Below are 24,610 nucleotides of genomic sequence, written 5' to 3' on the forward strand. Positions count from 1 at the left end.
GGCTCCCAGTAGACGACTGGGTTGATAGGCCGGATATGGAAGCCCTGTGAGGGGTGGAGTTGACCGGTACTAATAGGCCGAGGGCTTGTCCTCAGTTGCTCGCGTCCACTGTGTTGTTCTGAAACAACGACCCCCGCCGATACGGGTGGGTGGTGATAAGTTTCATAGTGTTTCGGTGGTCATAGCGTGAGGGAAACGCCCGGTTACATTCCGAACCCGGAAGCTAAGCCTCACAGCGCCGATGGTACTGCAGGGGGGACCCTGTGGGAGAGTAGGACGCCGCCGAACAATCATTCATGAAAGGGCTCCAGCCGTCAGGCTGGGGCCCTTTCTGCATTTCCGGAACCAGACGGACGGAGGGGGAGAGCGGTGGGGTTCACCGGGGTGTGGGTGGTCGTGGCGCTGCCCGACGACGAGCTGGGGCAACTGCTGGCACCGGACGAGGGGTGGTTCGTGCCGCCGGCCGAGGTCGGGGCCGAGCGGGCCTGGTGGGAGGCGGTGCACGAGCGGGGCGGCGCGGGCCGGGTCGTCCAGGGGCTGTGGGAGGACGAGGACGCTGTTCGGCTCGGGGAGTTGATCGGCGGGTGGTACGAAGGGGCGGGCGCGCTGGAGGAGTTCCGCGGAGCGGCGCTGGAGCGGGTGGACGAGCGGCGGCCGGAGCAGTTCTTCGCCGTGGCGATGCGGAAGGCGTTCCCGTTCGGGGCGCTGGCGTACGGGGTGGGGCCGGGGGCGGTGCTCGGGCTGCCGGGGTGGTTCGGGGAGTTCGTGCTGAGCGCGGGCCGGCTGCGGGAGCGGCTGCCGGAGTTCGAGGCGGCCCTGGGGTGGTCGGGGGAGGAGCGGGAGCGGGTCCTCGGCCGGGTGCGGGCCTGGTTGACGGGGCTGGGGGACGAGCCGGACCACCCGGTCGAGGAGTTGCTCGACGGTCCGCTGCGGGTGGTGCGGTGGGCCGCGGCCCGTGGGTGGGGCGTCCTGGGGGCGGCCCCGGTCTACTGAGTGGCCAGGCGGCCGCCGGCGGCCCGGCCCCGTTGGGGAGCCCTGCTGGAAGCGGGGCGGAGAACGTAGGCTCGCCGGTATGCGGACTTCTGAGAACACGTCAGGTGCGGGTCACGTCGAGCGGGTCGAGGTGCTGACGCCGGGGCAGGCCGGGGCGGTGCGCGAGCTGCTCGCGGCGGCGGCCGGGGCGGACGGCCGGGAGGCGGTGTCGGAGGCCGGTCGGCTGCGGATCCGGCCGGACAGCCCGCGCGAGGGCGTGCGGCACCTGGTGCAGTCGGTGGACGGCGCGGTGGTCGGTTACGCGCAGCTGGAGGGGGAGCGGCCGGGGACGGTGGAGCTGACGGTCGCCCCGGCCGAGCGCGGCCGCGGCCTGGGCGGCGAGCTGGTGGGCGCGGTGCTGGCGCAGGGCGCGGGCGGGCTGGACTTCTGGGCGCACGGCGGCCTCCCGGCGGCCCGGCACCTGGCCGAGCGGCACGGCGCGGTGCTGGTGCGCGAGCTGCGGCAGATGCGGCGCACCGCGCCGGCGCCGGAGGCGGTGCCGCTGCCCGCGGGCGTGGTGCTGCGGACGTTCGAGCCGGGCCGGGACGAGGCGGCCTGGCTGGCGCTGAACGCGCTGGCGTTCGCGCACCACCCCGAGCAGGGCTCGTGGACGGAGCGGGACCTGGCGGAGCGGATCGCCGAGCCGTGGTTCGACCCGAAGGGCTTCTTCCTGGCGGAGCGGGAGGGGCGGCTGGTGGGCTTCCACTGGACGAAGACCCAGCCGGACGGGCTCGGCGAGGTCTACGTGGTGGGGGTGGATCCGGCGGAACAGGGTAATGGCCTGGGTAAGGCGTTGACGGCGGTGGGCCTGCGACACCTGGTTCTGGAGCGCGGCCTGCCGACGGTGATGCTGTACGTGGACGCGGACAACGCGGCGGCCGTCCGGGTGTACGAGCGGCTGGGTTTCACCGTCCACGAGGTCGACCTGATGTACCGCTGGGAGCCGTCCGGTCCGCGCTGAGCCGGTCGGACCCGGTCGGAAGGGAGCGTCCGCTAGCAGCCACAGGGGTGACGGACTCAGCTTTCCTCCTGGCCATGCGGTGTTTACCGTGGATTCAATTGGCGCCGCGAAGATCACAGAATGTCGTCCGTATTGCCGCGTCCGCGTCACCGCTCCACCCACCGTCCGCCCGGGCGGATCCCGGCGTTCCCGGGCGGGTGGACCTGGGCCGACGAGGACGAGCAGCTTGCGGAGTCATGCCCTTCGCCCCACCGGGGCCGCGTCCTGCAGGAGGAGCTGGAACCGATGAGCATCCCCCGCCCCGTCTCCGACTCGGCCGATCCGGCCGAGCGCAGCAGTGAGCAGAAGCCGGCCGTGCGGTCGGGAGTCAGGTCCGGGTCCGGTGCCGGCGGCAGGGTCGCCGCCGGCAAGGACGCGGGCAAGGAGTCCGGCAAGGAGTCCGGCAAGGAGGCGCGGCCGCGTCCGGCGCCGGCCCGCGGCAAGAGCAGGGCGGCCGCACCGAAGGCCGCCGGGTCCGCCGAACCGAGGACGGCCGACGGCAGGGCGGCCGAGGGCAGGGCGGTCGAGCCGGTGCGGGTGGCGACGGCGCTGCCCGCGGCGGTCTCGGGGGCCTTCCCGGCGGGCGGCCCGGATGCCGGGGGCGCGGAGGAGGCGGAGCTGCCGCAGGGCCGGTTCCTGGACCGCGAGCGCAGCTGGCTGGCGTTCAACGAGCGGGTGCTGGAGCTCGCGGAGGATCCGGACATCCCGCTGCTGGAGCGGGCCAAGTTCCTGGCGATCTTCGCGTCCAACCTGGACGAGTTCTTCATGGTGCGGGTGGCCGGTCTCAAGCGTCGGATCGCCACCGGCGTGGCGCAGCGCTCGGCGTCCGGCCTGCAGCCGCGCGAGGTGCTGGACCTGATCTGGCGGCGTTCGCGCGAGCTGATGGCGCGTCACGCGGCGACCTTCCAGCAGGAGGTGCTGCCGGACCTGGCGGCCGAGGGCATCGAGCTGGTGCGCTGGCCGGACCTGGCGGAGACCGAGCAGTCGCGGCTGCACACGCTGTTCCGGCAGCAGATCTTCCCGGTGCTGACGCCGCTGGCGGTCGACCCGGCGCACCCGTTCCCGTACATATCGGGCCTGTCGCTGAACCTGGCGGTGGTGGTGCGCAACCCGGTGTCGGGGCACAAGCACTTCGCCCGGGTGAAGGTCCCGCAGTCGCTGTCGAGGTTCCTGGAGGCGTCGCCGCAGCGGTACGTGCCGCTGGAGGACGTGATGGGGGCGCACCTGGAGGAGCTGTTCCCGGGGATGGAGGTGCTCGCCCACCACGCGTTCCGGGTCACCCGCAACGAGGACCTGGAGGTGGAGGAGGACGACACCGAGAACATCCTGAAGGCGCTGGAGAAGGAGCTGATGCGGCGCCGCTTCGGCCCGCCGGTGCGGCTGGAGGTCGAGGAGTCGATCGACCCGTACATCCTGGACCTGCTGGTGCGGGAGCTGAACATCACCGAGGCGGAGGTCTTCCCGCTGCCCGGGCCGCTGGACCTGACCGGGCTGTTCGGGATCGCCGACCTGGACCGGCCGGAGCTGCGCTACCCGAAGTTCGTGGCGGGCACGGCGCGCGGGCTGACCGACGTGGAGTCGGCGACGCTGCCGGACATCTTCGCCGCGATGCGCGAGCGGGACGTGCTGCTGCACCACCCGTACGACTCGTTCTCCACCTCGGTGCAGGCGTTCCTGGAGCAGGCCGCCGCCGACCCGCACGTGCTGGCGATCAAGCAGACGCTGTACCGCACCTCCGGCGACTCGCCGATCGTGGACGCGCTGATCGACGCGGCGGAGTCCGGCAAGCAGGTGCTGGTGCTGGTGGAGATCAAGGCCAGGTTCGACGAGCAGGCGAACATCAAGTGGGCCCGCAAGCTGGAGGAGTCCGGCTGCCACGTGGTGTACGGCCTGGTCGGGCTGAAGACGCACTGCAAGCTGTCGCTGGTGGTCCGCCAGGAGGGCGACACGCTGCGCCGGTACTCGCACGTCGGCACCGGCAACTACCACCCGAAGACGGCCCGGCTGTACGAGGACCTGGGCCTGCTGACCGCCGACCCGCAGGTCGGCGCGGACCTGTCGGACCTGTTCAACCGGCTGTCGGGGTACTCGCGCCGCGAGTCCTACCGGCGGCTGCTGACCGCGCCGCGCGGGCTGCGCGACGGGCTGGTGGCCCGGATCAACGGGGAGATCGCGCACCACCGGGCCGGGCGGCCCGCCTGCGTCAAGATCAAGGTCAACTCGATCGTCGACGAGGTGGTGATCGACGCGCTGTACCGGGCCTCGCAGGCCGGCGTGCCGGTGGACGTGTGGGTGCGCGGCATCTGCGCGATCCGGCCGGGCGTGCCGGGACTGAGCGAGAACGTCCGGGTGCGGTCGATACTCGGACGGTTCCTGGAGCACTCGCGGGTGTTCGTGTTCGGCAACGGGGGCGACCCCGAGGTGTGGATCGGCAGCGCCGACATGATGCACCGCAACCTGGACCGCCGGATCGAGGCGCTGGTGCGGGTCACCGACCCGGCGCACCGGGCCGAGCTGAACGGGCTGCTGGAGCTCGGCGTCTCGGACGAGACCGACTCCTGGCACCTGGGCGCCGACGGCACCTGGACCCGGCACGCGCAGGACGCCGAGGGCCGGCCGCTGCGCCACGTCCAGGACCTGCTGATCGACTCGCGCCGCCGCAACCGCGGCTCCGCCGCCGCGCGCTGAGCGGCACCCCGCCCGCGCCGGGAAGTCGCCCGGCGCGGGCGGACTGCACCCCTGGGGCAGGCCCAGGGAGGAGATCGGGGAGAGCCACAGCCATGACCGATGCGCCGACGACGGCCCCGGTGGCGCGCGCCGCGACCACCGGGGAGGTCCTTGCCGGCTACCTGACCGTCCAGGCGGGCGCGTTCCTGCGCGCCCTGCCGCAGGCGGTCGGCGAGGCGGGGTCCAGACCCGGGGCGCTCCCGGCGTCGGCGCGGGCCGCGGACGACCTGCTGCGCGCGGTGCGCCGGGTCGGCGGGGTGCTGCACACCTTCGCGGCGGCGTTCGACCCGCAGTGGGCGCAGGAGTCGCGCACCGAGCTGCGCTGGCTGCTCAACCTGCTCGGCCAGGAGCCCGGCTACCAGCGGCGGGCGGTGCGGCTGCTGGGCGCGCTGGACTCGCTGGCCGACACCTCCCCGGACGCGGCGGGCATGCTGGCCGGGCACGCGGGCGCGCCCAAGGCCCGGGCGCTGCTGGAGCGGCAGCTGACGCTGGCCAGGACCAGGGCGCACACCGCGCTGCTGCAGGAGCTGCGCTCGGCCCGGCTGCACGCGCTGGCGGACCGGATGACGCTGCTGGCCGGGGACGTGCCGCTGGTGGCGCCGACCGCCGCCGAACCGGTGGCGGCGCTGCTGCCGCAGACCGCGGTGGCGCTGGGCGCGCTGCTGGGCGCGGGCGAGCGGCTGCCGTGGCAGCGGGCGGCCCAGGCGTACGGCGGGGCGGGCCTGCACCGGCTGGTCGCAGCGGACGCGGAGCCCGGCGGGGTGCCGGCGTCGCGCACCCCGGCGGACGCCGACGCGGCGCTGGCGGCGGACGACGCGCCGTGGCTGCGGGCCCGGATCCTGCTGAAGCGGGCCAGGTACGCGCTGGAGGTGTGCGGCGGGACCGGCGAGGGGCTGGCGGAGCTGGACGGCGTGCTGGCGCGCCACCAGGAGGCGTCGGACGCGGCGGTGACGGTGGCGACGGCGGCCCGCACGCCGCGGATCACCCCGGCGACGGCGTACGTGCTGGGCGTGGTGCACGCGGACCAGCGTTTGGAGGTCGAGTCGGCCCGGTACGCTTTCGGGCGCCAGTGGCCGGGGGTGGTCCCGGGGCTGGTGGGCCCGGTGGCGGTGCTGCCGGGCTGAGTCCCTCGTCGCCCCCGCCCGGACGGACCGCGTACCGCTGATGCCCGATCGTTCCTCCCCGCCCGACCGCGCCCCCGCCCGGTCGGGCGGCGCCCGTCAGAGCCGCCGTCCGGCGGCGGGCTCCCGTTCGACGGTGCTGGCGGCGGGGGCGGTGCTGTGGGTGCCGGGGCCGCCGAAGAAGAGCGGCAAGGGCCGCAAGAAGCCGCGGATCGCGCTGGTCCACCGGCCCAAGTACGACGACTGGAGCCTGCCGAAGGGGAAGCTCGACCCGGGCGAGGGCTGGCGGGCGGCGGCGCTGCGCGAGGTGCTGGAGGAGACCGGGATGCGCTGCGTGCTGGGGCCGGAGCTGCCGGCGCAGCACTACCTGGCGCACGGCCGGCCGAAGGAGGTCCGCTACTGGTCGGCGGTGCCGACGGGTGGCGCGTTCCGGCCCAACCGGGAGGTGGACCGCCTGGAGTGGCTGCCGCCGAAGCGCGCCAGGGAGCGGCTGACCCACCCGCGGGACCGGGTGCTGGTGGACGCGCTGCTGGAGCTGCTGTTCGACTGATCGGCCGCCCGGGTGGTTCGCACAGGTCGCACGGGTGATCTCACCGCGCCCCCACCGTGACGCAACCGTTACTACCGGCCGCAGTTTCCTGACGTCCCTTCGAGGTTCACTCCCCGTTCATTTGCGACCGGCTGACGCGTCACCTGTCCTGCCTAACTTCTGGGTTACCGGAGGGCCGAAAGGGCCCCGGACCACAGCAAAACCGGTCGTTCCGAGACCGGCATTGCCTCAGAAAGGGACACCCAGTGAACCTGCGGAACGGCCGCTCCAAGGCCCTCGCCATCGGTGCCGTCGCGCTCGTCTCCACGCTGTCGCTGTCGGCTTGCGGCACGGACGACAACACCGACAAGTCCTCTTCGAGCACCGCGGCCTCGGGCGGCGCGTCCACCGCCGCCAAGGTCGCCTGTGCCGACAAGGGCGGCCAGCTGCTGGGCGCCGGTTCGACCGCGCAGACTCCGGCGATCGACGTCTGGAAGGCCGCCTACAGCGCCGCCTGCTCCAGCGCGACCCTGACCTACTCCGGCGGCGGCTCCGGTGCCGGTGTCACCCAGTTCAACCAGGGCAAGATCGCCTTCGCGGGTTCCGACTCGGCCCTGAAGTCCACCGAGGTCGACGCCTCCAAGAGCGTCTGCACCGGCGGCCAGGCGATCGACCTCCCGATGGTCGGCGGTCTGGTCTCGATCGTCTTCAACGTCGAGGGCGTCGACAAGCTCGTCGTGGACGGCCCGACCCTGGCGAAGATCTTCGACTCGCAGATCACCAAGTGGAACGACCCGGCGATCGCCGCCCTGAACCCGGGCGTCACCCTCCCGGCCGCCGACATCCAGGCGATCCACCGCTCGGAGGACTCCGGCACCACCGCCAACCTGACCGGCTACCTGGCCAAGGCCGGCGGCGGCAACTGGAAGTACCCGGCCGCCAAGGCGTGGGCGGGCCAGGGCGGCCAGTCCGCGAACGGCTCGGCCGGTGTCGCGGCCCTGGTCAAGCAGACCAAGAACTCGATCTCCTACGTCGAGCTCTCCTACGCCCAGACCAACAAGCTGAACAGCGCCTCGATCAACACCGGCGCCTCCAAGCCGGTCGAGGCCACCGCCGCCAACGCCGCCGCCACCCTGGCCTCCGCCAAGGTCGTCGGCACCGGCGCCGACCTGGCGCTGGACATCGACTACGCGACCAAGGCCGAGGGCAACTACCCGATCACCCTGGTCACCTACGAGATCGTCTGCGACAAGGGCAACAAGGCCGAGACCCTGCCGGTCCTCAAGTCCTTCCTGAACTACACCGTCAGCGAAGCCGGCCAGCAGGCCATCGGCGCGGTCGGCTACGTGCCGCTGCCGGCCGAGCTCGCGGCCAAGGTCAAGACCCAGATCGACGCCCTGGCCTGAGGCTGAGCGACGACCGGCCGGGCGGCCCCCGAAGGAGGGGGAGGGGCCGCCCGGCCGGGCACTCGTCCGAGCGCACCACGCACCACGCACCACCACCACCACGAACGTCCGGGGCACCGCCGCCAAGGTGCCGCCCTCCGCGGGGCAGCGCCGCCAGACCGGAGTAACGACCATGACTTCTGCACCCCCCGCCGACACGCGGGGACGGACTCGACGGAGCCGGGGCGACAGCCGCCGCGGTGACAGCGTGTTCTTCAACCTCTCCCGGGGCTCGGGCGTCCTGCTGCTGGTCATCATGGCCGCCATCGCAGGGTTCCTCGCCTACCGTTCCGCCCTCGCGCTGGGCAAGAACGAGGGCAACTTCTTCACCACCTTCGAGTGGACCCCGGACGCCGCCAAGCCGGTGTTCGGCGTCGCCGTCCTCACTTTCGGCACCCTGGTCAGCGCGCTGATCGCGATGGTCATCGCGGTGCCGGTCGCGGTCGGCATCGCGCTGTTCATCTCGCACTACGCGCCGCGCCGGATCGCCCAGCCGTTCGCCTACCTGGTGGACCTGCTGGCCGCCGTCCCGTCCATCGTCTACGGCCTGTGGGGCGTGCTGTTCCTCGTCCCGCACATGGACGGCCTGACCAGCTGGATGGACCAGTACCTCGGCTGGACGTACGTCTTCGACCAGTCCAGCACCGGCGTCGCCCCGCGCAACCTGTTCACCGTCGGCATCCTGCTCGCCATCATGGTGCTGCCGATCATCACCGCGGTCACCCGCGAGGTGTTCCGGCAGGTCCCGCGGATGCACGAGGAGGCGGCGCTCGCGCTCGGCGCGACCCGCTGGGAGATGATCCGCACCGCGGTGCTGCCCTTCGGCCGCCCCGGCATCATCTCCGCCTCCATGCTCGGCCTGGGCCGCGCGCTCGGCGAGACCATCGCGGTCGCCACCGTGCTGTCCACCAACAGCGAGCTGACGCTGCACCTGCTCGACCCGGGCGGCGGCACCTTCGCGGAGAACATCGCGCTGAAGTTCAACGAGGCCCAGCCGCTCGGCCGGGACGCGCTGATGGCCTCCGGCCTGGTGCTGTTCGTCATCACCCTGCTGGTGAACGGCGCGGCCCGCATGATCATCGCCCGTCGCAAGGAGTACTCGGGGGCCGCCGCGTGACCACCGCAACCATCACTGACGCCACGCCGCCGCAGCTGGCCCACCGGCTGACCGCGGCCCGGCTGCCCCGCTGGGCGCCGGCCGGCATCGCGGCCGTCTCGATCGCGGTCGGCTGCGGCCTCGGCGCCGTCGCCGGGTTGGAGAGCCACCTGCAGTGGGGCCTGATCTCCGCCCTGCTGTTCCTGGTGGTCAGCTACGCCGTCTCGGCCTCGGTCGAGGGCCGCCGCCAGGCCAGGGACCGGTTCGCCACCTCGTTGATCTGGGTCTCCTTCATCTGCGCCGTGGTGCCGCTGGTCGCCCTGACCTTCTACACCGTCCAGCAGGGCATCGGCGCGATCAACGGCGACTTCCTCACCCACTCGATGAAGGGCGTCGTCGCCACCCTCAGCCCGGACGGCGGCATCTACCACGCCATCATCGGCACCATCGAGCAGGTCCTGCTGGCCACCCTGATCGCCGCGCCGATCGGCCTGCTCACCGCCGTCTACCTGGTGGAGTACGGCCGCGGCCGGCTCGCCAAGGCGGTCACCTTCTTCGTCGACGTCATGACCGGCATCCCGTCGGTCGTCGCCGGCCTGTTCGTCCTGTCGCTCTGGAACATCATGCTGGGCTTCGAGTACTCCGGCTTCTCGGGCAGCCTCGCGCTGGCGATCCTGATGATGCCGGTCGTGGTCCGCTCCACCGAGGAGATGCTCAAGCTCGTCCCGAACGAGCTGCGCGAAGCCTCGTACGCGCTCGGTGTGCCGCGCTGGAAGACCATCCTGCGGATCGTCCTCCCCACCGCCGTGGGCGGGATCACCACCGGCGTGATGCTGGCGGTCGCCCGCATCACCGGTGAGACCGCCCCCGTGATGATGCTGGTCTTCGGTGCCGACTTCATCAACAGCGACCCGTTCAACGGGCCGCAGCAGTCGCTGCCGCTCTACATCTGGCAGCAGTACTCGCAGATCAACAACGACTACGGCTACCAGCGCGCGTGGGGCGCGGCCCTGGTCCTGATCGCCTTCGTGATGGGTCTCAACCTCATCGCCCGGGGCGTCGCGCGCTGGCGCTCGCCCAAGGGCGGGCACTGACACCGACTGACGTACGAACAGACGAGAGAAGACGAAAGATCATGGCCAAGCGCATCGACGTCAGCGGACTGTCCGCCTACTACGGCTCCACCCGCGCCATCGAGGACATCTCGATGACCATCGAGCCCCGCTCGGTGACCGCCTTCATCGGCCCCTCCGGCTGCGGCAAGTCCACCTTCCTGCGCACCCTGAACCGGATGCACGAGGTGATCCCCGGCGCCCGGGTCGAGGGCAAGGTGCTGCTGGACGACGAGAACCTGTACGGCGCGAACGTCGACCCGGTCGCCGTCCGCCGCTCGGTCGGCATGGTGTTCCAGCGCCCCAACCCGTTCCCCACCATGTCGATCTACGACAACGTGGTGGCCGGCCTCAAGCTGGCCGGGGTGAAGAAGAAGTCCGTGCTTGACGGCGTGGTGGAGAAGTCCCTGCAGGGCGCCAACCTGTGGAACGAGGTCAAGGACCGCCTGGGCAAGCCCGGCGCGGGCCTGTCCGGCGGCCAGCAGCAGCGCCTGTGCATCGCCCGGGCGATCGCGGTCGAGCCCGAGGTGCTGCTGATGGACGAGCCCTGCTCGGCCCTCGACCCGATCTCCACCCTCGCCATCGAGGACCTGATCGGCGAGCTGAAGTCGCAGTTCACCATCGTGATCGTGACCCACAACATGCAGCAGGCGGCCCGCGTCTCCGACCGCACCGCCTTCTTCAACCTGGCGGGCGTCGGCCAGCCGGGCAAGCTGGTCGAGCTGGACGACACCCAGCGGATCTTCTCCAACCCGTCGGTCCAGGCCACCGAGGACTACATCTCCGGCCGCTTCGGCTGACCGGCCCGCCCGTCCCGGGGCCGCAACGAGCTGCTCCGCGGCGCTGCATGGCGGTGCCGCCGCGGAGTACGAGAGGAAGGGCCCGCCCCCGTGCTGTGGGGGCGGGCCCTTCCGCCTTCGGTCGCGCATCCGGCTCCGGCCGCGCGGGTGCTAGAGGAACAGCAGGTTCACGATCCCGTACATCGCGGCGGCCACGATCGCCGCCGCCGGCATGGTGATGAACCAGCCCATCACGATGTTCTTCGCCACCCCCCAGCGGACCGCGCGGACCCGCTTGGTGGCGCCCACGCCCATGATCGCCGAGGTGATCACGTGGGTGGTGGAGATCGGCGCCGCGTAGACGAACGAGGTGACGTACATGACCGCGGAGGCGGTGGCCTCGGCGGCGAAGCCCTGCGGCGGGTCCAGCTCGATGATCTTCCGGCCGAGGGTGCGCATGATCCGCCAGCCGCCCGCGTAGGTGCCCAGCGAGAGCATCGTGGCGCAGGAGATCTTCACCCAGATCGGGATCCCGTTGCCGGTCTGGTGACCGGAGATGGTCAGCGCCATCACCACGATGCCCATGGTCTTCTGCGCGTCCTGCAGGCCGTGCGCCAGCGCCATCGCGGCCGCCGAAGCGGTCTGCGCCACCCGGAAGTTGCGCTTGGCCCGGTGCGGGTTGGCCCGCCGGAAGATCCACAGGATCGCCAGCATCACCAGGAAGCCGCCGACCAGGCCGACCACCGGCGAGACGATCATCGGAATGATGATCTTCTCGACCACGCCGTGCCAGACCACCCCGATGCCGCCCGCCAGCGCCGCGCCCACCATGCCGCCGAACAGCGCGTGCGAGGAGGAGGACGGCAGGCCGAAGTACCAGGTCACCAGGTTCCAGGTGATGGCACCGACCAGGGCGGCGAACATGATCGCCATGCCCTTGCTGCCGGTCGGGGTCTCGATGATCCCCTCGGAGACGGTCTTCGCCACCCCGCTGCCGAGGAAGGCGCCCGCCAGGTTCATCACCGCGGCCATCGCCAGCGCCGCCCGGGGGGTCAGCGCCCGGGTGGAGACCGAGGTGGCGATCGCGTTGGCGGAGTCGTGGAAGCCGTTGGTGTACGTGAAGAAGAAAGCGACGCCGATGACGACGATCAGTGCTGCCATGTCCACGGAGGTCAGGACTCCTTGACGGCGATGGTCTCCACCGTGTTGGCCACGTGCTCGAACGCGTCGGCGGCCTCTTCGAGGACGTCCACGACCTGCTTGAGCTTCAGCACCTCGATCGCCTCGTACTGGCCGGAGAACAGGTGGGCCAGCAGCTTGCGGTGGATCTGGTCCGCCTGGTTCTCCAGCCGGTTGACCTCGATCCAGTACTCGGTGAGGTTCGACATCGACCGCAGGTTGGGCATCGCCTCCGCGGTCAGCTCGGCCGCCCGGGCCAGCACCTCGATCTGCTGCTCGATGCCCTTCGGGAGGGTCTCGATGTCGTACAGCACGACCAGGTCGACGGCCTCCTCCATGAAGTCCATGATGTCGTCCAGCGAGGAGGCCAGGTTGTAGATGTCCTCCCGGTCGAACGGGGTGATGAACGAGGAGTTCAGCTGGTGGAAGATCGCATGGGTGGTGTCGTCCCCGGCGTGCTCGGCGGCGCGCATGCGCTCGACGATCTCCGCGCGGGCTGACACGTCCGAGCCCAGTAGTTCCAGCAGGAGCTTCGATCCGACGACCAGGTTCTCCGCCGCAGCGGCGAACATGTCGTAGAAGCTCGTCTCCTTCGGGGTCAGGCTAAAACGCACGGAAATCTCCGATGTGCGGGGTCGGTACTTGACGATGCTAGGCGCACACCCACCGCTCGTGAGCACGGGGTTGCCGACGCGCGCCCTAAGTGTGTCCCACGACACGCCGGTTTGCTCCCGCTCTGCACGGGGATCTCTGTCCTGACGCCCGGACGGCGGAACACCGGACCGGTGCCGCGTGTTGGAATCTGGGGGTACCTCCCGGGCCGGAGTCCGGGGGCGGGCCGAGCACCGAGACCAAGAGGGCGGACCGGATGACCACCATCGACACCCCGAGCACCGACACCGCGCCGGCGGCCCCCGCGGCCTGCCACGGCACGGCCCCGGCCACCGGGCCGCACGGCTACAGCGGCGAGAAGGAGGCGCACCTCAAGCGGCTGCGCCGCATCGAGGGTCAGATCCGCGGCCTCCAGCGCATGGTCGACGAGGACGTCTACTGCATCGACATCCTCACCCAGGTGTCCGCCTCCACCAAGGCCCTGCAGTCCTTCGCGCTCTCCCTGCTGGAGGAGCACCTGCGGCACTGCGTCGCCGCCGCGGCCGCCGCGGAGGACGGCGGCGAGGAGCTGAACGCCAAGGTCGCCGAGGCCAGCGCCGCGATCGCCCGGCTGCTGCGCACCTGAGCCGACGGGCCCGCCCCGCCCGGCCCGCTGACGGCGCCTCAGCCCTCCGGCGGGTCCGGTTCGCGGCGGGCCAGCAGCACCTCGTCGATCTGCTCGGCGGCCAGCCGCTCCGCGCGGCTGGCCGAGGCGGCGATCATCAGCTCGCCGGTCAGGTCGATCTCGTCCAGCGCGGTTCTGTCGTGGCCGCCGGTGCCGCTCTCCCCGGATGCCATGGCCTCCACCCCTTCCGCGCCCCGTCCGCCGCCCCGCTTGCCCGCCCCGTACCAGCGTAGGGAGCGGCGGGCCGGGCCACATGGCACGGACGGGCCATCTCTGCCGCCCGAAACGGGTGGGCCCGGCGCCGCGGGTCACTTCGGCGAGGGGTCGGCCTTCATCGAGTAGATGTCGGCGGCGGCGGGCTCGGCGGCCTCCACCGGCTTGCCGAAGTCGGCGAGCGACAGCGTGGAGACCACCTTGACCTGGTCCTTCGGTGCGGTGGACCCGGCCACCCCGGCGAAGGCGAAGTTCTCCACCACCTTGTGCAGCCGGCCCTGGCCGTCCAGCCAGACCTCGTACGGGACCTCCTTGACGGTGAAGGTCTGGGCGGCCATCCGCAGCCCGTCCGCCCCGCGGCCGCCGGTCGCGTCGGCGGCCTTCGCCAGGTCCAGGGTGCCCCGGTAGTGCTTGAGCTCCACGCCGCCCACCGGCTCGGTGCCGACCAGCTCGGCGCTCTGCGCCCCGCGCAGCGCGCCCGCGGCGGTGGCCGGGTCGGTGGCCCCGGAACTCACCAGGTTGCCGTCCGGGAGCTGGCGCACGTCCAGCTTGACCCACTTGCCCTCGGGGATCTTCGCGCCGCTGTTCTGCAGGTAGACCGTGCCGGGCAGCACCACCTCGGTGATCTTCCCGGTGGTCGCGGCGCCGGGCGGGACGTCGATCTCCAGGCGGCCGATCCGCTTCACGTAGTCGTAGCCGCCGGTGCCGTTGAAGACCGCCTTCTTGTCGGCGGACTCGGTGATCAACTCGGTGACCGCCCGCACCGAACCCGTCCGGCCGGTGATGTCGGCGGCCGAGCGGACCGCCGTCAGCGGGTCCGCGGACAGCTGGTCGGCGGAGACCGACGGGCTGTTGCCGCCGGTGCAGGCCGACAGCGCGGCGACGAGCAGGGCCGCGGCGGCGGCGCGGTTGAGCATCTTCACTTCTTCGACAACCCCCTCGGGCCCCGGACGACCCGGCAGGCGACCGCCCCGGATGGGCGGAGCGCTCGCCAGGTGAACGAGTCGGGGGCGGGAAGGTTACGCGGATGTTCACCGGCCGGACGGGACCGGTGCCCCGCCGGGCCGGGATACGGTGAAGGACGTGGCAGATCAGCGCCCCGGGGCACCCGGCGGGGCATTACGGACCGACCACCCGGACGAGCACCGGGCGGAGGTGGTGGAGCGCGGCTCCTTCAGCTTCGCGCAGTGCGGCTGCGGCTGGTCCGCCCCCGGGCGGCGCTCCCGGGACAAGTCCCGGCGGGACGCCGCGGAGCACCTCGCGGAGACCGGAGCGGGCGGCGGCACCGGGGTCGCCTGAGCCCGCCCGGTGCGGCGGACCCGGCTCAGGCCGCCAGGTCCGACTCGCGGTCCCGGTCCCGGTGCGGCCCGTCCTGGCCCCGGCGGCGCCCGGAGCGGCGGGCGGCGGGCGCGGACGACCGGCCGGCGGCCGGACCGGCGGCGGAGCGGGCCACCACCAGCGGGCGCAGCGCGGTGCGCGACAGCGCGTGGCACAGCGGCACCAGGACGGCCATCGCGATCGGGGCGAGCAGCAGCACCACGGCGGTGGCCAGCGCGTAGCCGCCGATCACGTCGGTCGGGTAGTGCACGCCGACGAACAGCCGGCAGAAGCCCTGCAGCAGGGCGAGCGCGCCGGCGGCCAGGCCGAGCTTGCGGTTGACCAGGAACAGCGCGACGGCGATGCCCATGGACATCGCCGAGTGGTCGCTGACGAAGGAGAGCGTGTCCTCCTTGCCGGGCACCAGGACGTCCAGCTCGGGGTGGCTGACGAACGGCCGCGGCCGGTTCACCAGTTGGGAGATCGGCAGGTTGGCGAGCTCGGCGACGGCGACCGCCAGCGGCGCCCACAGCACGCCGGCCACCGCGACCGGGGCGTCCGGGCGGCGGCGGGCGACCAGCCAGGCGACCAGGCCGAGCGCGGCCAGGCCGAACAGGATGCCGTACTCGGCGGTCCAGGCGACCAGCGAGTCCAGCCAGCCGGGGGCGTCGGCGGCCAGGCCGTTGACGGCCTTGAGCAGGCCGAGATCGGGGTCGCCCGAACCGGTCCCGGCGTCGGCGAGCAGCGTCGGCACGCCGCACCTCCCTGTCGGCTCTCCGCAGTGGTCCCAGAACGTGGTGCTTCCGGGTGCGGACGACCGGCAGCCTCCTGAGTCAACGCGATCAAGGCCGCCGCGGTTTCCGTCGAAACACACCGTTATGCAAAATTGACTCACCGTCCACCGGGCGCGCACATGCCGGGCCGGGCGGTCAGCTCGTCCTCGGGGCCTCGCCCTTCGTGATGGTGCCGTCGTTCGGGTTCCGGTTGGGCAGCGCGGCGGCGCCGTCCGGGGTGACCCGGGTCGCCCCGATGTAGTCCTTCTGCTCGATGGTGTCGTAGCGGACCTTGGCCCCGGTGTGCGGCGCGTCGATCATGTACCCGCCGCCGACGTAGATGCCGACGTGGTGGATGGTGCGCGGGTCCTCCAGGTCGTTGGCGAAGAACACCAGGTCCCCGGGCCGCAGTTGGTCCCGGGACGGGTGCGGCCCGGCGTACCACTGGTCGTTGGCCACCCGGGGCAGCACGATGCCGACGCTCTCGTACGCTGCCTTGGTCAGGCCCGAGCAGTCGAACCGCCCGTCCTCCCAGCTCTGCCCGGTGCCGCCCCACAGGTAGTCGGTGCCCAACTTGCCCTGCGCGAACCAGATCGCCCCCGCCGCCGCCTTGGACAGCGCCAACTGCCCGCCCTGGACGGCCGGTGCGGTGAAGGACTTCGCCAGCGCCTGGATGCTGCGGACGTACCCCTGGGTCTCCTTGTACGGCGGGACGCCGTTGTGCTCGATCACCGCGTACGGACCGGCGTTGTACGCCGCCAGCATGTTGGCCTGCTTGTCGCCGGGGACCTTGGCCACGTCCCGGGCCAGCGCGCAGTCGTAGGTGGCGGCCGAGGCGATCGCGTCGTAGGCGTTCCAGATGTCCCGCTTGCCGTCGCCGTCGCCGTCCGTGCCGTAGGTGGCCCAGGTCGCCTCCAGGAACTGGGCCATCCCGTACGCCTGCGCCGGACTCTTCGCCTGCGGGTCGAACCCGCTCTCCTGGTAGAGCTGCGCGGCCAGCATCGGCGCGGAGATCTCCCGGCAGAGCCCGCCCCACTGCTGGATGTGCGACCGGTACGCGGCCGGCACCGTCCCGCCGGAGAGCCCGGGGGCGGCCGAGGAGCCCTCCGGCGCCCCACTGGCCGCGTACGTCCCGAGCGTCACGACGCCCACGAAACCGATCCCGAGCACCACGGCCGCGGCGCCCGCCGTCCGAGCCTTCCGGAGCACCATCAAGCACCATCCCGACGGAACGTCAGCGGCCATGTCCTGTTGCGCAATTGCCCGGTGCAATCATCACAGATACCACGGGCGGGAAGTATCCTTGAAGCACCGGACATCCTGGCGGAGGCGTTCGGCCAGCCACGAGCAATCCGCGAGAAGCAGCCAAGTCGACATCAGATCTGGCCAAGAGTAGGCCCTGCCCCTTCGCTCGACCGTGGTCCGGGGCCTTGAATTTTCCTGATCGGCGGTGAGATGGGATGGACCTGAACGTGGACAGCACAGTGATCCGGTACCTGGCGGAGGACCCGCCGAAGAAGGCCAACATCGACACCATCATCGGTGGGATCGCCCCCGACTGGGGCCCGTTCGCCTCCCTCGGCTCCTCGGCCCGGGTGATGGTCCAGGTCGTGATGGCCGTCGCCATCCTGGTCTGCCTGGGCATCGCGATCTGGGGCGCCGCCAAGCAGCGGATCGGCGCCACCGCGATGCGCGACACCTTCAGCGCCGAACAGGGCAAGGGGCTGATCGTCGCCGGCCTGACCGGCGTGTTCATCATCGGTTCGCTCGGCACCCTGTTCACCATTGTGTACGGCATGGCCATCTGACGATCGGACAACTCGCGCCCCGGTGCGGTTGATCCGCACGCCCGCACCGCACCCCGCACCCCGCACCCCGCACCCACGCCGAGCACCCGTCACGCCGCCGCGCGCGCCCCGCGCGGCGGCGCCCCACCAGGAGGGCCCCCGTGCCGTTGTCCGACGACCAGCCGCACACCCGTACGCGGCTACCGGTCGCCGAACAGACCGTCCACGTGACCGGACGCCAGGCCAGGCCGCTGCGCACCCTCCTGACCATCCTCGGCATCGTCACCCTGCTAGTCGTCGCCGTCTCCATCGCCAACCGCGACAAGCCCGCGGTCGGCCGCGGCGGCACCAGCACCTCCGGCGACCGCGCGAGCGCCGCCGCGGCCTCCCCCGACCGCACCGCCGCCAGCGGCCAGCAGCCCGTCACCACCACCTCCAACGGCATCGGCACCGGCTACCCGCACACCGACCAGGGCGCGCAGTCCGCCGCCGCCAACTACGCCGTGGCCCTCGGCTCCGCCGACATGTTCCGCACCGCCGACCGCCACACCGTCCTCGCCACCATCGCCGACCCCACCGCCGTCCAACCCCTCCAGACCCGCCTGGACCAGGCGTTCACCCCGGAGACGAACGCGCGCTACGGGCTCGACGCGGAGGGCAGGGCGCCGAAGGGCCAGACCTTCGTCAACCGGGTCGTCCCGGTCGGCACCCGCACCACCAACGGGGCCGACACCGCCACCCGGGTCGAGGTCTGGTGCACCGGCCTGTACGGCCTGGCCGGCGAGGGATCCGTCGTCCCGGTCACCCAGGACTGGTACACCCTGACCGTCACCATGCGCTGGACCGGCAGCGACTGGAAGCTCACCGACTACTCCCGCGCCGCGGGCCCCGCCCCCCTGCCGGGCGACCAGCAGGCGGCCACCGCGAAAGAGATCGCCGATGCCGTCCAGCAGTTCGGAGGGTTCCGCTATGCCCGCTGACGCGTCACCAGGACTGCGCTTCCTGCGCCGGGCCGGGGTGCTCGGTGCCGCGATGAGCATGCTCCAACTCACCGCGCTGCTGGTCGCGCAGCGGGTGGCGGCGGATCCGACGCCCGCCCCCTCCTCCACCTGCGCGGCGCAGAACGTCCCGCTGCCCGGGGCGGGCAGCCAGTGCGCCCCCGACGGCGCTTTCGTCGTGCCCGGGACGGACGCCGTCTCCGGGGTCACCGATCCGCTGGGGTCGTTGGCGAAGGGGTGCGCGCAGGCGGCGGCCTGGGTGGTGCGGCAGTTGTCGGGGGCGATCGACGGGACGACGAAGGTCGACTTCACGAACGCGGCGTTCCTGCAGCAGTACGCGGTGGTGTTCGCGGTCTCGACGGTGATCACGCTGGTGCTGTGGCTGCTGGCGGTGACCAAGCGCGCGGTGCGCGGCGCGGCGCTGGGGCAGGCGTTCGGCGAGGCGGTCGGGTACCTGTGGCTGACGGTGATCGCCTCGGCGTTCACGCCGCTGATCCTGTACACGGTGGTGACGGTCACCGACGGGATGACGGACGCGATCGCGTCGGGGACGAAGTCGGACACCGGCACGTACCTGGGCGGGTTCGCGGACACCCTGGAGAAGGGCAGCATGGGCGGCGGCCCGCTGATCCTGATCCTGGTGTCGCTGGTGGCGGTGCTGGCCGCGGCGGTGCTCTGGGTGGAGCTGGTGATCCGGGCGGCGATGCTGTACGTGGGCGCGCTGCTGGGGACGGCGGTGTACGCGGGGCTGGTGGACAAGCAGATGTGGAAGCACGTCCGCCGGTGGGCCGCGATGATGCTGGCGGTGGACCTGGCGAAGCCGATCGTAGTGATCATCCTGGGGCTCGCGAGCGCGGTGGCGACCGGCGCGGGGGCGGACGACGACTTCGGCCGGGTGCTGGCGGGGCTGGCGATCCTGTTCCTGTCGATCTTCGCGAGCGCGGCGGTGTACCGGTTCGTGCCGGGCTTCGGCGACGAGCTGATGTCGATGCGCAACGCCCGGGCGAGCGCGGTGCAGGCCGGCAGCGCGATGATCAACGGCCCGGCGAACTTCGTGAAGCAGGGCATCTCGACGCACGGTTCGCGCGGTGGCGCGGAGGGCGGCGGGGGCGGCGGCTCCCCGGCCGGGGGCGGCGGGGCGGGCGCGGGCATCGCGGCGCACGCCTCCCGGCCCGCGAACCCGGCCCGTCCGGCGGCGCCGCCCGCGCAGGCCCAGGTCCAGTCTCCGGTCAACAACCCGAAGGGAGGGTGACGGGTAGATGAGCAGCGAACAGCTCGGCCAGTACGGCACCCAGTACGCCCAGCCGTATGCCCACCAGCGCCGCAGCTACCTGATCGGCAAGGCGCGGCCGAACGCGCCGATCGGGCGCAACCGGGAGAACGGCGAGATCGTGCTGATCATCGCCGGCGCCGGCCTGGGCATGGTGTGGGGGCTGATCCCGAGCCTGTTGCCGCTGCGCATCGCGGGCCTGGTGGGCTTCCCGCTGCTGGCGATCATGGCGGTGTACGTGCCGTACCGGCGGCGGACGTTCTACAAGTGGGTGGAGATCAACCGGACGTTCCGGCGGACGGTGCGCAGCGGCCGGGCGGTGTGGAAGCCGGACGTGCACGAGGCGGGCACGCGGCTGGACGGCCGCGAGGTGGAGGTCGGCCCGCCGCCGGGGGTGGGGCGGCTGCGCTGGCTGGCCGCGCCGTTCGGGCCGGACGAGGTCGCGGTGCTGATGCACCTGGAGCGCCGGACGGTGACCGCGGCGATCGAGATCGAGGGCCCGGGCGTGGGCCTGCGCGACTCGGAGGACCAGGAGACGCTGGTCGACCGTTTCGGCACGCTGCTCAAGCACGTGGCCAACGGCGACGGCTTCGTGACCCGGCTGCAGATCCTGGCCCGCACCCTGCCGGCCGACCCGGACGCGCACGCGAAGGACGTGGAGCGGCGCGGTGACCACGCGGCGCCGCGCTGGCTGCAGGACAGCTACGACCAGCTGCAGTCGATGGTGTCGACCTCCTCGGAGCAGCACCGGGCGTACCTGGTGGCGTGCATGCACTACACCCGGGACCTGGCGGCCGAGGCGCACGCGATGGGCCGCACCGCGTACGGGCGGGGCGAGAAGCGGGACCGCAGCGACGACGGCCTGGCGACCGTGATGGCGCGCGAACTGACCGACATCTGCGCGCGGTTGGCGGAGGCGGACATCCGGGTGCGGCAGCCGCTGGGGCAGGCCCGGCTGGCCTCGCTGATCCACTCGATGTACGACCCGGACCACCCGATCGACCACATCCAGGCGATGAGCCGGCGCAACGCCTGGCCGGCCGAACTGGACGCCACGCACCCGCAGTTCCTGCAGGCGAAGACCCGCGAGGCGGCGACCCGGGAGCCGTGGTGCCACGCCACCGCGTGGATCAAGGAGTGGCCGCTGACCCCGGTCGGGGTGAACTTCCTGGCGCCGCTGCTGGTGCACACGCCGGACGTGATCCGGACGGTCGCGGTGACCATGGACCTGGAGCCGACCGACGTCGCGATCGAGCGGATGCTGACCGAGAAGACCAACGACGAGGCGGAGGCCAGCCGGGCGGCGAAGATGAACCGCACGGTGGACCCGCGCGACCTGGCGCACACCGGCCGGGTGGACCAGCGCGGCGACGACCTGGCGTCCGGCGCGGCCGGGGTGAACCTGGTCGGGTACCTGACGGTGTCCTCGCGCAGCCCCGAGGCGCTGGCCCGGGACAAGCGCACCATCCGGGCGTCGGCGGGCAAGAGCTACCTGAAGCTGGAGTGGTGCGACCGCGAGCACCACCGGGCGTTCGCCAACACCCTGCCGTTCGCCACCGGCATCCGCCGCTGACGCCGCTGACCCCCGGAGGCCCGTCGATGCTCGGAAAGCTCACCGATTCCTTCACCAGCACCCTGTTCGGCCGGGTGGAGACCACCCGGCTGCCGGTGCGCACCTCCAGCGGCCAGGCGCAGGCGGTGTACCTGCCGACGGCGGCGCCCGGCCTGGGCGACTCCGGGGTGATCATCGGCCGCGAGGTGTATAGCGGCAAGGGCTACGTCTACGACCCGTTCCAGCTGTACGGCCAGCAGCTGCCGGCCCCGCACTGGCTGGTGCTGGGGGAGTCCGGCAACGGCAAGTCGGCGCTGGAGAAGACGTACGTGCTGCGGCAGTTGAGGTTCCGGGACCGCCAGGTGGTGGTGCTGGACGCGCAGGGCGAGGACGGCGTCGGCGAGTGGAACCTGATCGCGAACGCGCTGGGGATAAAGTCCATCCGGCTGGACCCGATGGCGGCCCTGGACGGCGGGGTGAAGCTGAACCCGCTGGACCCGGCGATCACCACCACCGGCCAGCTGTCGCTGCTGCGCACCATCATCGAGGTGGCGATGGGCCGCGGCCTGGAGGAGCGGGCCGGCTTCGCGCTGAAGGCCGCGCACGCCCACGTGCTGGCGACGGTGAAGGGCCGTCAGCCGGTGCTGAACGACATCATCGACACGCTGCGCAGCCCCGACCTGTCGGCGGTGGAGTCGCTGGGCGTGCAGGTCGGCGAGGTGCAGGCCTGGGGCCTGGACGTGGCGCTGGTGCTGGACCGGCTGGTCGACGGCGACCTGCGCGGCATGTTCGACGGCCCGACCTCGGCGGGCATCGACCTGGACGCGCCGCTGATCGTCTTCGACCTGTCGCACATCGACCGGAACTCGATCGCGATGCCGATCCTGATGGCGATCGTCGGGGTGTGGCTGGAGCACACCTGGCTGCGCCCGGACCGGGTGAAGCGGATCTTCCTGGTGGAAGAGGCCTGGCACATCATCAACAGCCCGTTCGTGGCGCAGCTGTTCCAGCGGCTGCTGAAGTTCGGCCGCCGGCTGGGCCTGTCCTTCGTCGCGGTGGTGCACCACCTGTCGGACGTGGTGGACGGGGCGGCGGCCAAGGAGGCGTCGGCGATCCTGAAGATGGCCTCGACCCGGACGATCTACATGCAGAAGGCGGACGAGGCGAGATCCACCGGCCGGGTGCTGGGCCTGCCGCGCTGGGCGGTGGAGATCATTCCGACGCTGTCGCCGGGCATCGCGGTGTGGGACGTCAACGGCAACGTGCAGGTGGTGAAGCACATCATCACCGAGGCCGAGAAGCCGCTGGTGTACACCGACCGGGCGATGACCGAGGACGCGGTGGCCGAGCGGGACCGGGCGGACCAGCAGCTGGCGGCGCAGCCGCGGATCTGACCCCGGCGGGAGGGTCCTGACCGGGGGTCGGCGGACGTTTCGTCAGACCGTGGATACCAGCTCGTTACTCGTAGGTTCCTGACAGCTACGCGCGTTGACCCTAGGCTGCACCAGACAACGCCAGGCCGCGCTGCCGCGGCCCCGACGGTCCAGGGGACAGCCATGCCCATTTCCGGTTCCACCGGCCGCCGCACGACCGCCCTCGCGGTCGCCGCGGCCGCCGCCCTGTTCGGCTCGATGGTCCTGCCGGCCACCGCCGAGGCCCACGGCCGGGGCCACGACAAGCCCAAGTACGAGGACCTGCAGCTCCTCGCCATCAACGACTTCCACGGCAACCTGGAGCCCCCGGCGGGCTCCTCGGGCACGGTCACCGAGATCGACCCGGCCACCGGGAAGACCGTCGCCACCCCGGCCGGCGGCGTCGAGTACCTGGCCACCGCGCTGCGCGACGCCCGCAAGGGCCACGCCAACAGCCTGACCGTCGCGGCCGGCGACATCATCGGCGCCAGCCCGCTGGTCTCCGGCCTGTTCCACGACGAGCCGACCATCGAGGCGATGAACGAGATCGGCCTCGACGTCACCTCGGTGGGCAACCACGAGTTCGACGAGGGCTCGGCCGAGCTGCTGCGGATGCAGAACGGCGGCTGCCACCCCACCGACGGCTGCTACGAGAAGGGCCGGAAGTTCAAGGGCGCGGACTTCCCGTACCTGGCGGCGAACGTCACCGACGAGAAGACCGGCAAGCCGCTGCTCAAGCCGTACTGGGTGACCAACGTGCGCGGCGTCAAGGTCGGCTTCATCGGCGTGACCCTGGAGGGCACCCCGAACATCGTCACCGCCGCCGGCGTGCAGGGCCTCGGGTTCGGCAACGAGGTCACCACCATCAACAAGTACGCGGCCGAGCTGAAGAAGCAGGGCGTCAACTCGATCGTGGCGCTGATCCACGAGGGCGGCCTGCCCGCCAGCGGCGTGTACAACTACGACTGCGGCGCGGCCGGCGCGGGCGTCTCCGGCCCGATCGTCGACATCGCCAGGAAGATCGACCCGGCCGTCGGGGCGATCGTCACCGGTCACACCCACAACTCGTACGCCTGCATGATCCCGGACCCGGACGGCGTGCCCCGCTCGGTCACCAGTGCCGCCTCCTTCGGCCGCCTGTACACCGAGATCGACCTCAAGCTGGACAAGCGCACCGGCGGCATCGTCCGCCCGACGGTCAGCGCCGCCAACCACGTCGTGCGCCGCGACCTGCCCAAGGCGCCGGACCTGACCGCGCTGCTGGAGCGGTACACCAAGCTGGCCGCGCCGATCGCCAACCGGGCCACCGGCTACATCAGCGCCGACGTCAACGGCCGCGGCTCCACCGCGCTGGAGAAGCCGCTCGGCGACCTGATCGCCGACGCCCAGCTGGCCGGGCTGTCGCCCGCCGACAAGGGCGGCGCGCAGGTGGCCTTCATGAACCCCGGCGGCATCCGCGCCGACCTGGTCTACCAGGCGAGCGGCGCCGAGGGCGACGGCGTGGTGACCTACGGCGAGGCGTTCGCCGTCCAGCCGTTCACCAACATGATGCAGGTCAAGACGCTGACCGGCGCCCAGCTGGTGCAGGTCCTGCAGCAGCAGGTCTCCGGCGCCAACGACGCCTCCCCGAAGGTGCTGCAGATCTCCTCGAACCTGCACTACACCCTCGACCTGAACCGGGCCGGCGCGGCCCGCGTGCTGGTCGACTCGATCCGGCTGAACGGCGCGCCGATCGACCCGGCCGCCGGCTACCGGGTCGCCGCGAACGAGTTCCTGGCCGGCGGCGGCGACGGCTTCCCGGCCTTCGCGGCCGGCACCGACAAGCTGGTCGGCGCCTCCGACCTCGACCTGTTCAACGCCTACCTGACCGGCAACAGCTCGGCGAGCGCCCCGATCGCGCCGCCCGCCGCCGACCGGATCAAGGTCATCGCGGTCGGCCAGACCGGCTGACGGACCGTCGCGACGGAGGGCGGGACACCCCGGGTGTCCCGC

The 24,610-nt window shown here is 72.1% G+C and carries 23 protein-coding genes and 2 rRNA genes; 19 read left to right on the plus strand and 6 right to left on the minus strand.

Annotated elements, in window-relative coordinates:
- From ACWEO5_RS07610 to pstB, 11 genes are all read left to right on the plus strand, one after another.
- Positions 1-93 (plus strand): 23S ribosomal RNA (locus tag ACWEO5_RS07610); the annotation flags it as partial.
- Between the two features lie 78 nt (positions 94-171).
- A 5S ribosomal RNA gene (gene rrf / locus ACWEO5_RS07615) occupies positions 172-288 on the plus strand.
- An 81-nt stretch (positions 289-369) separates the two neighbouring features.
- Positions 370-993, plus strand: coding sequence for a hypothetical protein (locus ACWEO5_RS07620; RefSeq protein WP_452161072.1), 624 nt, complete (start codon positions 370-372; stop codon positions 991-993).
- 79 nt (positions 994-1,072) lie between these two features.
- Positions 1,073-1,993 carry a mycothiol synthase gene (gene mshD, locus ACWEO5_RS07625; protein WP_452161074.1) on the plus strand — a complete coding sequence of 307 codons (921 nt, stop codon included), beginning with the start codon at positions 1,073-1,075 and terminating at the stop codon, positions 1,991-1,993.
- Positions 1,994-2,278: 285 nt separating this feature from the next.
- Positions 2,279-4,720, plus strand: coding sequence for an RNA degradosome polyphosphate kinase (locus ACWEO5_RS07630; RefSeq protein ID WP_452161076.1), 2,442 nt, complete (start codon positions 2,279-2,281; stop codon positions 4,718-4,720).
- 92 nt (positions 4,721-4,812) lie between these two features.
- Positions 4,813-5,883, plus strand: a complete 1,071-nt coding sequence (locus ACWEO5_RS07635) for a CHAD domain-containing protein (protein ID WP_452161078.1) — start codon at positions 4,813-4,815, stop codon at positions 5,881-5,883.
- 40 nt (positions 5,884-5,923) lie between these two features.
- Complete coding sequence (locus ACWEO5_RS07640) at positions 5,924-6,430, plus strand: NUDIX hydrolase (protein ID WP_452161080.1); 507 nt, start codon at positions 5,924-5,926, stop codon at positions 6,428-6,430.
- A gap of 245 nt (positions 6,431-6,675) precedes the next feature.
- Entirely contained in the window at positions 6,676-7,815 is a 1,140-nt protein-coding gene (gene pstS / locus ACWEO5_RS07645; RefSeq protein ID WP_452161082.1) for a phosphate ABC transporter substrate-binding protein PstS, read from the plus strand.
- Positions 7,816-7,987: 172 nt separating this feature from the next.
- Positions 7,988-8,971 (plus strand): phosphate ABC transporter permease subunit PstC, encoded by a 984-nt coding sequence (pstC, locus tag ACWEO5_RS07650; protein WP_452161084.1) that lies wholly within the window; start codon positions 7,988-7,990, stop codon positions 8,969-8,971.
- Entirely contained in the window at positions 8,968-10,044 is a 1,077-nt protein-coding gene (pstA, locus tag ACWEO5_RS07655; RefSeq protein ID WP_380274279.1) for a phosphate ABC transporter permease PstA, read from the plus strand. The genes pstC and pstA overlap by 4 nt, the downstream gene beginning before the upstream one ends.
- A 41-nt stretch (positions 10,045-10,085) precedes the next feature.
- Positions 10,086-10,862, plus strand: coding sequence for a phosphate ABC transporter ATP-binding protein PstB (pstB, locus tag ACWEO5_RS07660; RefSeq protein ID WP_344558451.1), 777 nt, complete (start codon positions 10,086-10,088; stop codon positions 10,860-10,862).
- Between the two features lie 150 nt (positions 10,863-11,012).
- Here pstB and ACWEO5_RS07665 read toward each other — a convergent pair whose 3' ends face one another.
- Both ACWEO5_RS07665 and ACWEO5_RS07670 read right to left on the minus strand, forming a co-directional pair.
- On the minus strand, positions 11,013-12,008 hold the full coding sequence (locus ACWEO5_RS07665) for an anion permease (protein WP_452161086.1): 996 nt from the start codon (positions 12,006-12,008) through the stop codon (positions 11,013-11,015).
- 5 nt (positions 12,009-12,013) lie between these two features.
- Positions 12,014-12,634 carry a DUF47 domain-containing protein gene (locus ACWEO5_RS07670; RefSeq protein WP_014137429.1) on the minus strand — a complete coding sequence of 207 codons (621 nt, stop codon included), beginning with the start codon at positions 12,632-12,634 and terminating at the stop codon, positions 12,014-12,016.
- 254 nt (positions 12,635-12,888) lie between these two features.
- Here ACWEO5_RS07670 and ACWEO5_RS07675 point away from each other — a divergent pair, with 254 nt between their 5' ends.
- Entirely contained in the window at positions 12,889-13,257 is a 369-nt protein-coding gene (locus tag ACWEO5_RS07675) for a metal-sensitive transcriptional regulator (protein ID WP_452161089.1), read from the plus strand.
- Between the two features lie 38 nt (positions 13,258-13,295).
- On the opposite strand, the gene ACWEO5_RS07680 is transcribed toward ACWEO5_RS07675, so the two are convergent.
- Entirely contained in the window at positions 13,296-13,469 is a 174-nt protein-coding gene (locus ACWEO5_RS07680) for a hypothetical protein (protein WP_344558456.1), read from the minus strand.
- Between the two features lie 135 nt (positions 13,470-13,604).
- On the minus strand, positions 13,605-14,426 hold the full coding sequence (locus ACWEO5_RS07685) for a hypothetical protein (protein ID WP_452161091.1): 822 nt from the start codon (positions 14,424-14,426) through the stop codon (positions 13,605-13,607).
- Between the two features lie 238 nt (positions 14,427-14,664).
- On the opposite strand from ACWEO5_RS07685, the gene ACWEO5_RS07690 reads away from it, so the two are divergent.
- Complete coding sequence (locus ACWEO5_RS07690) at positions 14,665-14,808, plus strand: hypothetical protein (protein WP_452161093.1); 144 nt, start codon at positions 14,665-14,667, stop codon at positions 14,806-14,808.
- 25 nt (positions 14,809-14,833) lie between these two features.
- Here the strand turns inward: ACWEO5_RS07690 and ACWEO5_RS07695 are convergent, their stop codons facing one another.
- Together ACWEO5_RS07695 and ACWEO5_RS07700 are read right to left on the minus strand one after the other, a co-directional pair.
- The gene (locus ACWEO5_RS07695) at positions 14,834-15,580 is read right to left on the minus strand and encodes a phosphatase PAP2 family protein (RefSeq protein WP_344558459.1); all 747 of its coding nucleotides are present in this window, start codon (positions 15,578-15,580) and stop codon (positions 14,834-14,836) included.
- Between the two features lie 175 nt (positions 15,581-15,755).
- Complete coding sequence (locus ACWEO5_RS07700) at positions 15,756-16,811, minus strand: NlpC/P60 family protein (protein WP_452161095.1); 1,056 nt, start codon at positions 16,809-16,811, stop codon at positions 15,756-15,758.
- Between the two features lie 248 nt (positions 16,812-17,059).
- On the opposite strand from ACWEO5_RS07700, the gene ACWEO5_RS07705 reads away from it, so the two are divergent.
- The 6 genes from ACWEO5_RS07705 (at position 17,060) to ACWEO5_RS07730 (ending at position 24,568) form a co-directional block, all read left to right on the plus strand.
- Positions 17,060-17,407: a hypothetical protein gene (locus ACWEO5_RS07705; protein WP_452161097.1), complete on the plus strand. Its 348-nt coding sequence runs from the start codon at positions 17,060-17,062 to the stop codon at positions 17,405-17,407.
- A 140-nt stretch (positions 17,408-17,547) separates the two neighbouring features.
- Positions 17,548-18,366, plus strand: coding sequence for a hypothetical protein (locus tag ACWEO5_RS07710; RefSeq protein ID WP_452161099.1), 819 nt, complete (start codon positions 17,548-17,550; stop codon positions 18,364-18,366).
- Positions 18,356-19,636 (plus strand): hypothetical protein, encoded by a 1,281-nt coding sequence (locus tag ACWEO5_RS07715; protein WP_452161101.1) that lies wholly within the window; start codon positions 18,356-18,358, stop codon positions 19,634-19,636. The genes ACWEO5_RS07710 and ACWEO5_RS07715 overlap by 11 nt, the downstream gene beginning before the upstream one ends.
- Before the next feature lie 7 nt (positions 19,637-19,643).
- Positions 19,644-21,227 carry an SCO6880 family protein gene (locus ACWEO5_RS07720; RefSeq protein WP_452161103.1) on the plus strand — a complete coding sequence of 528 codons (1,584 nt, stop codon included), beginning with the start codon at positions 19,644-19,646 and terminating at the stop codon, positions 21,225-21,227.
- Between the two features lie 26 nt (positions 21,228-21,253).
- Positions 21,254-22,600 (plus strand): ATP-binding protein, encoded by a 1,347-nt coding sequence (locus ACWEO5_RS07725; RefSeq protein WP_452161105.1) that lies wholly within the window; start codon positions 21,254-21,256, stop codon positions 22,598-22,600.
- A 162-nt stretch (positions 22,601-22,762) separates the two neighbouring features.
- Complete coding sequence (locus tag ACWEO5_RS07730) at positions 22,763-24,568, plus strand: bifunctional metallophosphatase/5'-nucleotidase (protein WP_452161107.1); 1,806 nt, start codon at positions 22,763-22,765, stop codon at positions 24,566-24,568.
- Positions 24,569-24,610: the final 42 nt, after the last annotated feature.

Source organism: Kitasatospora sp. NPDC004272, from assembly GCF_053603035.1.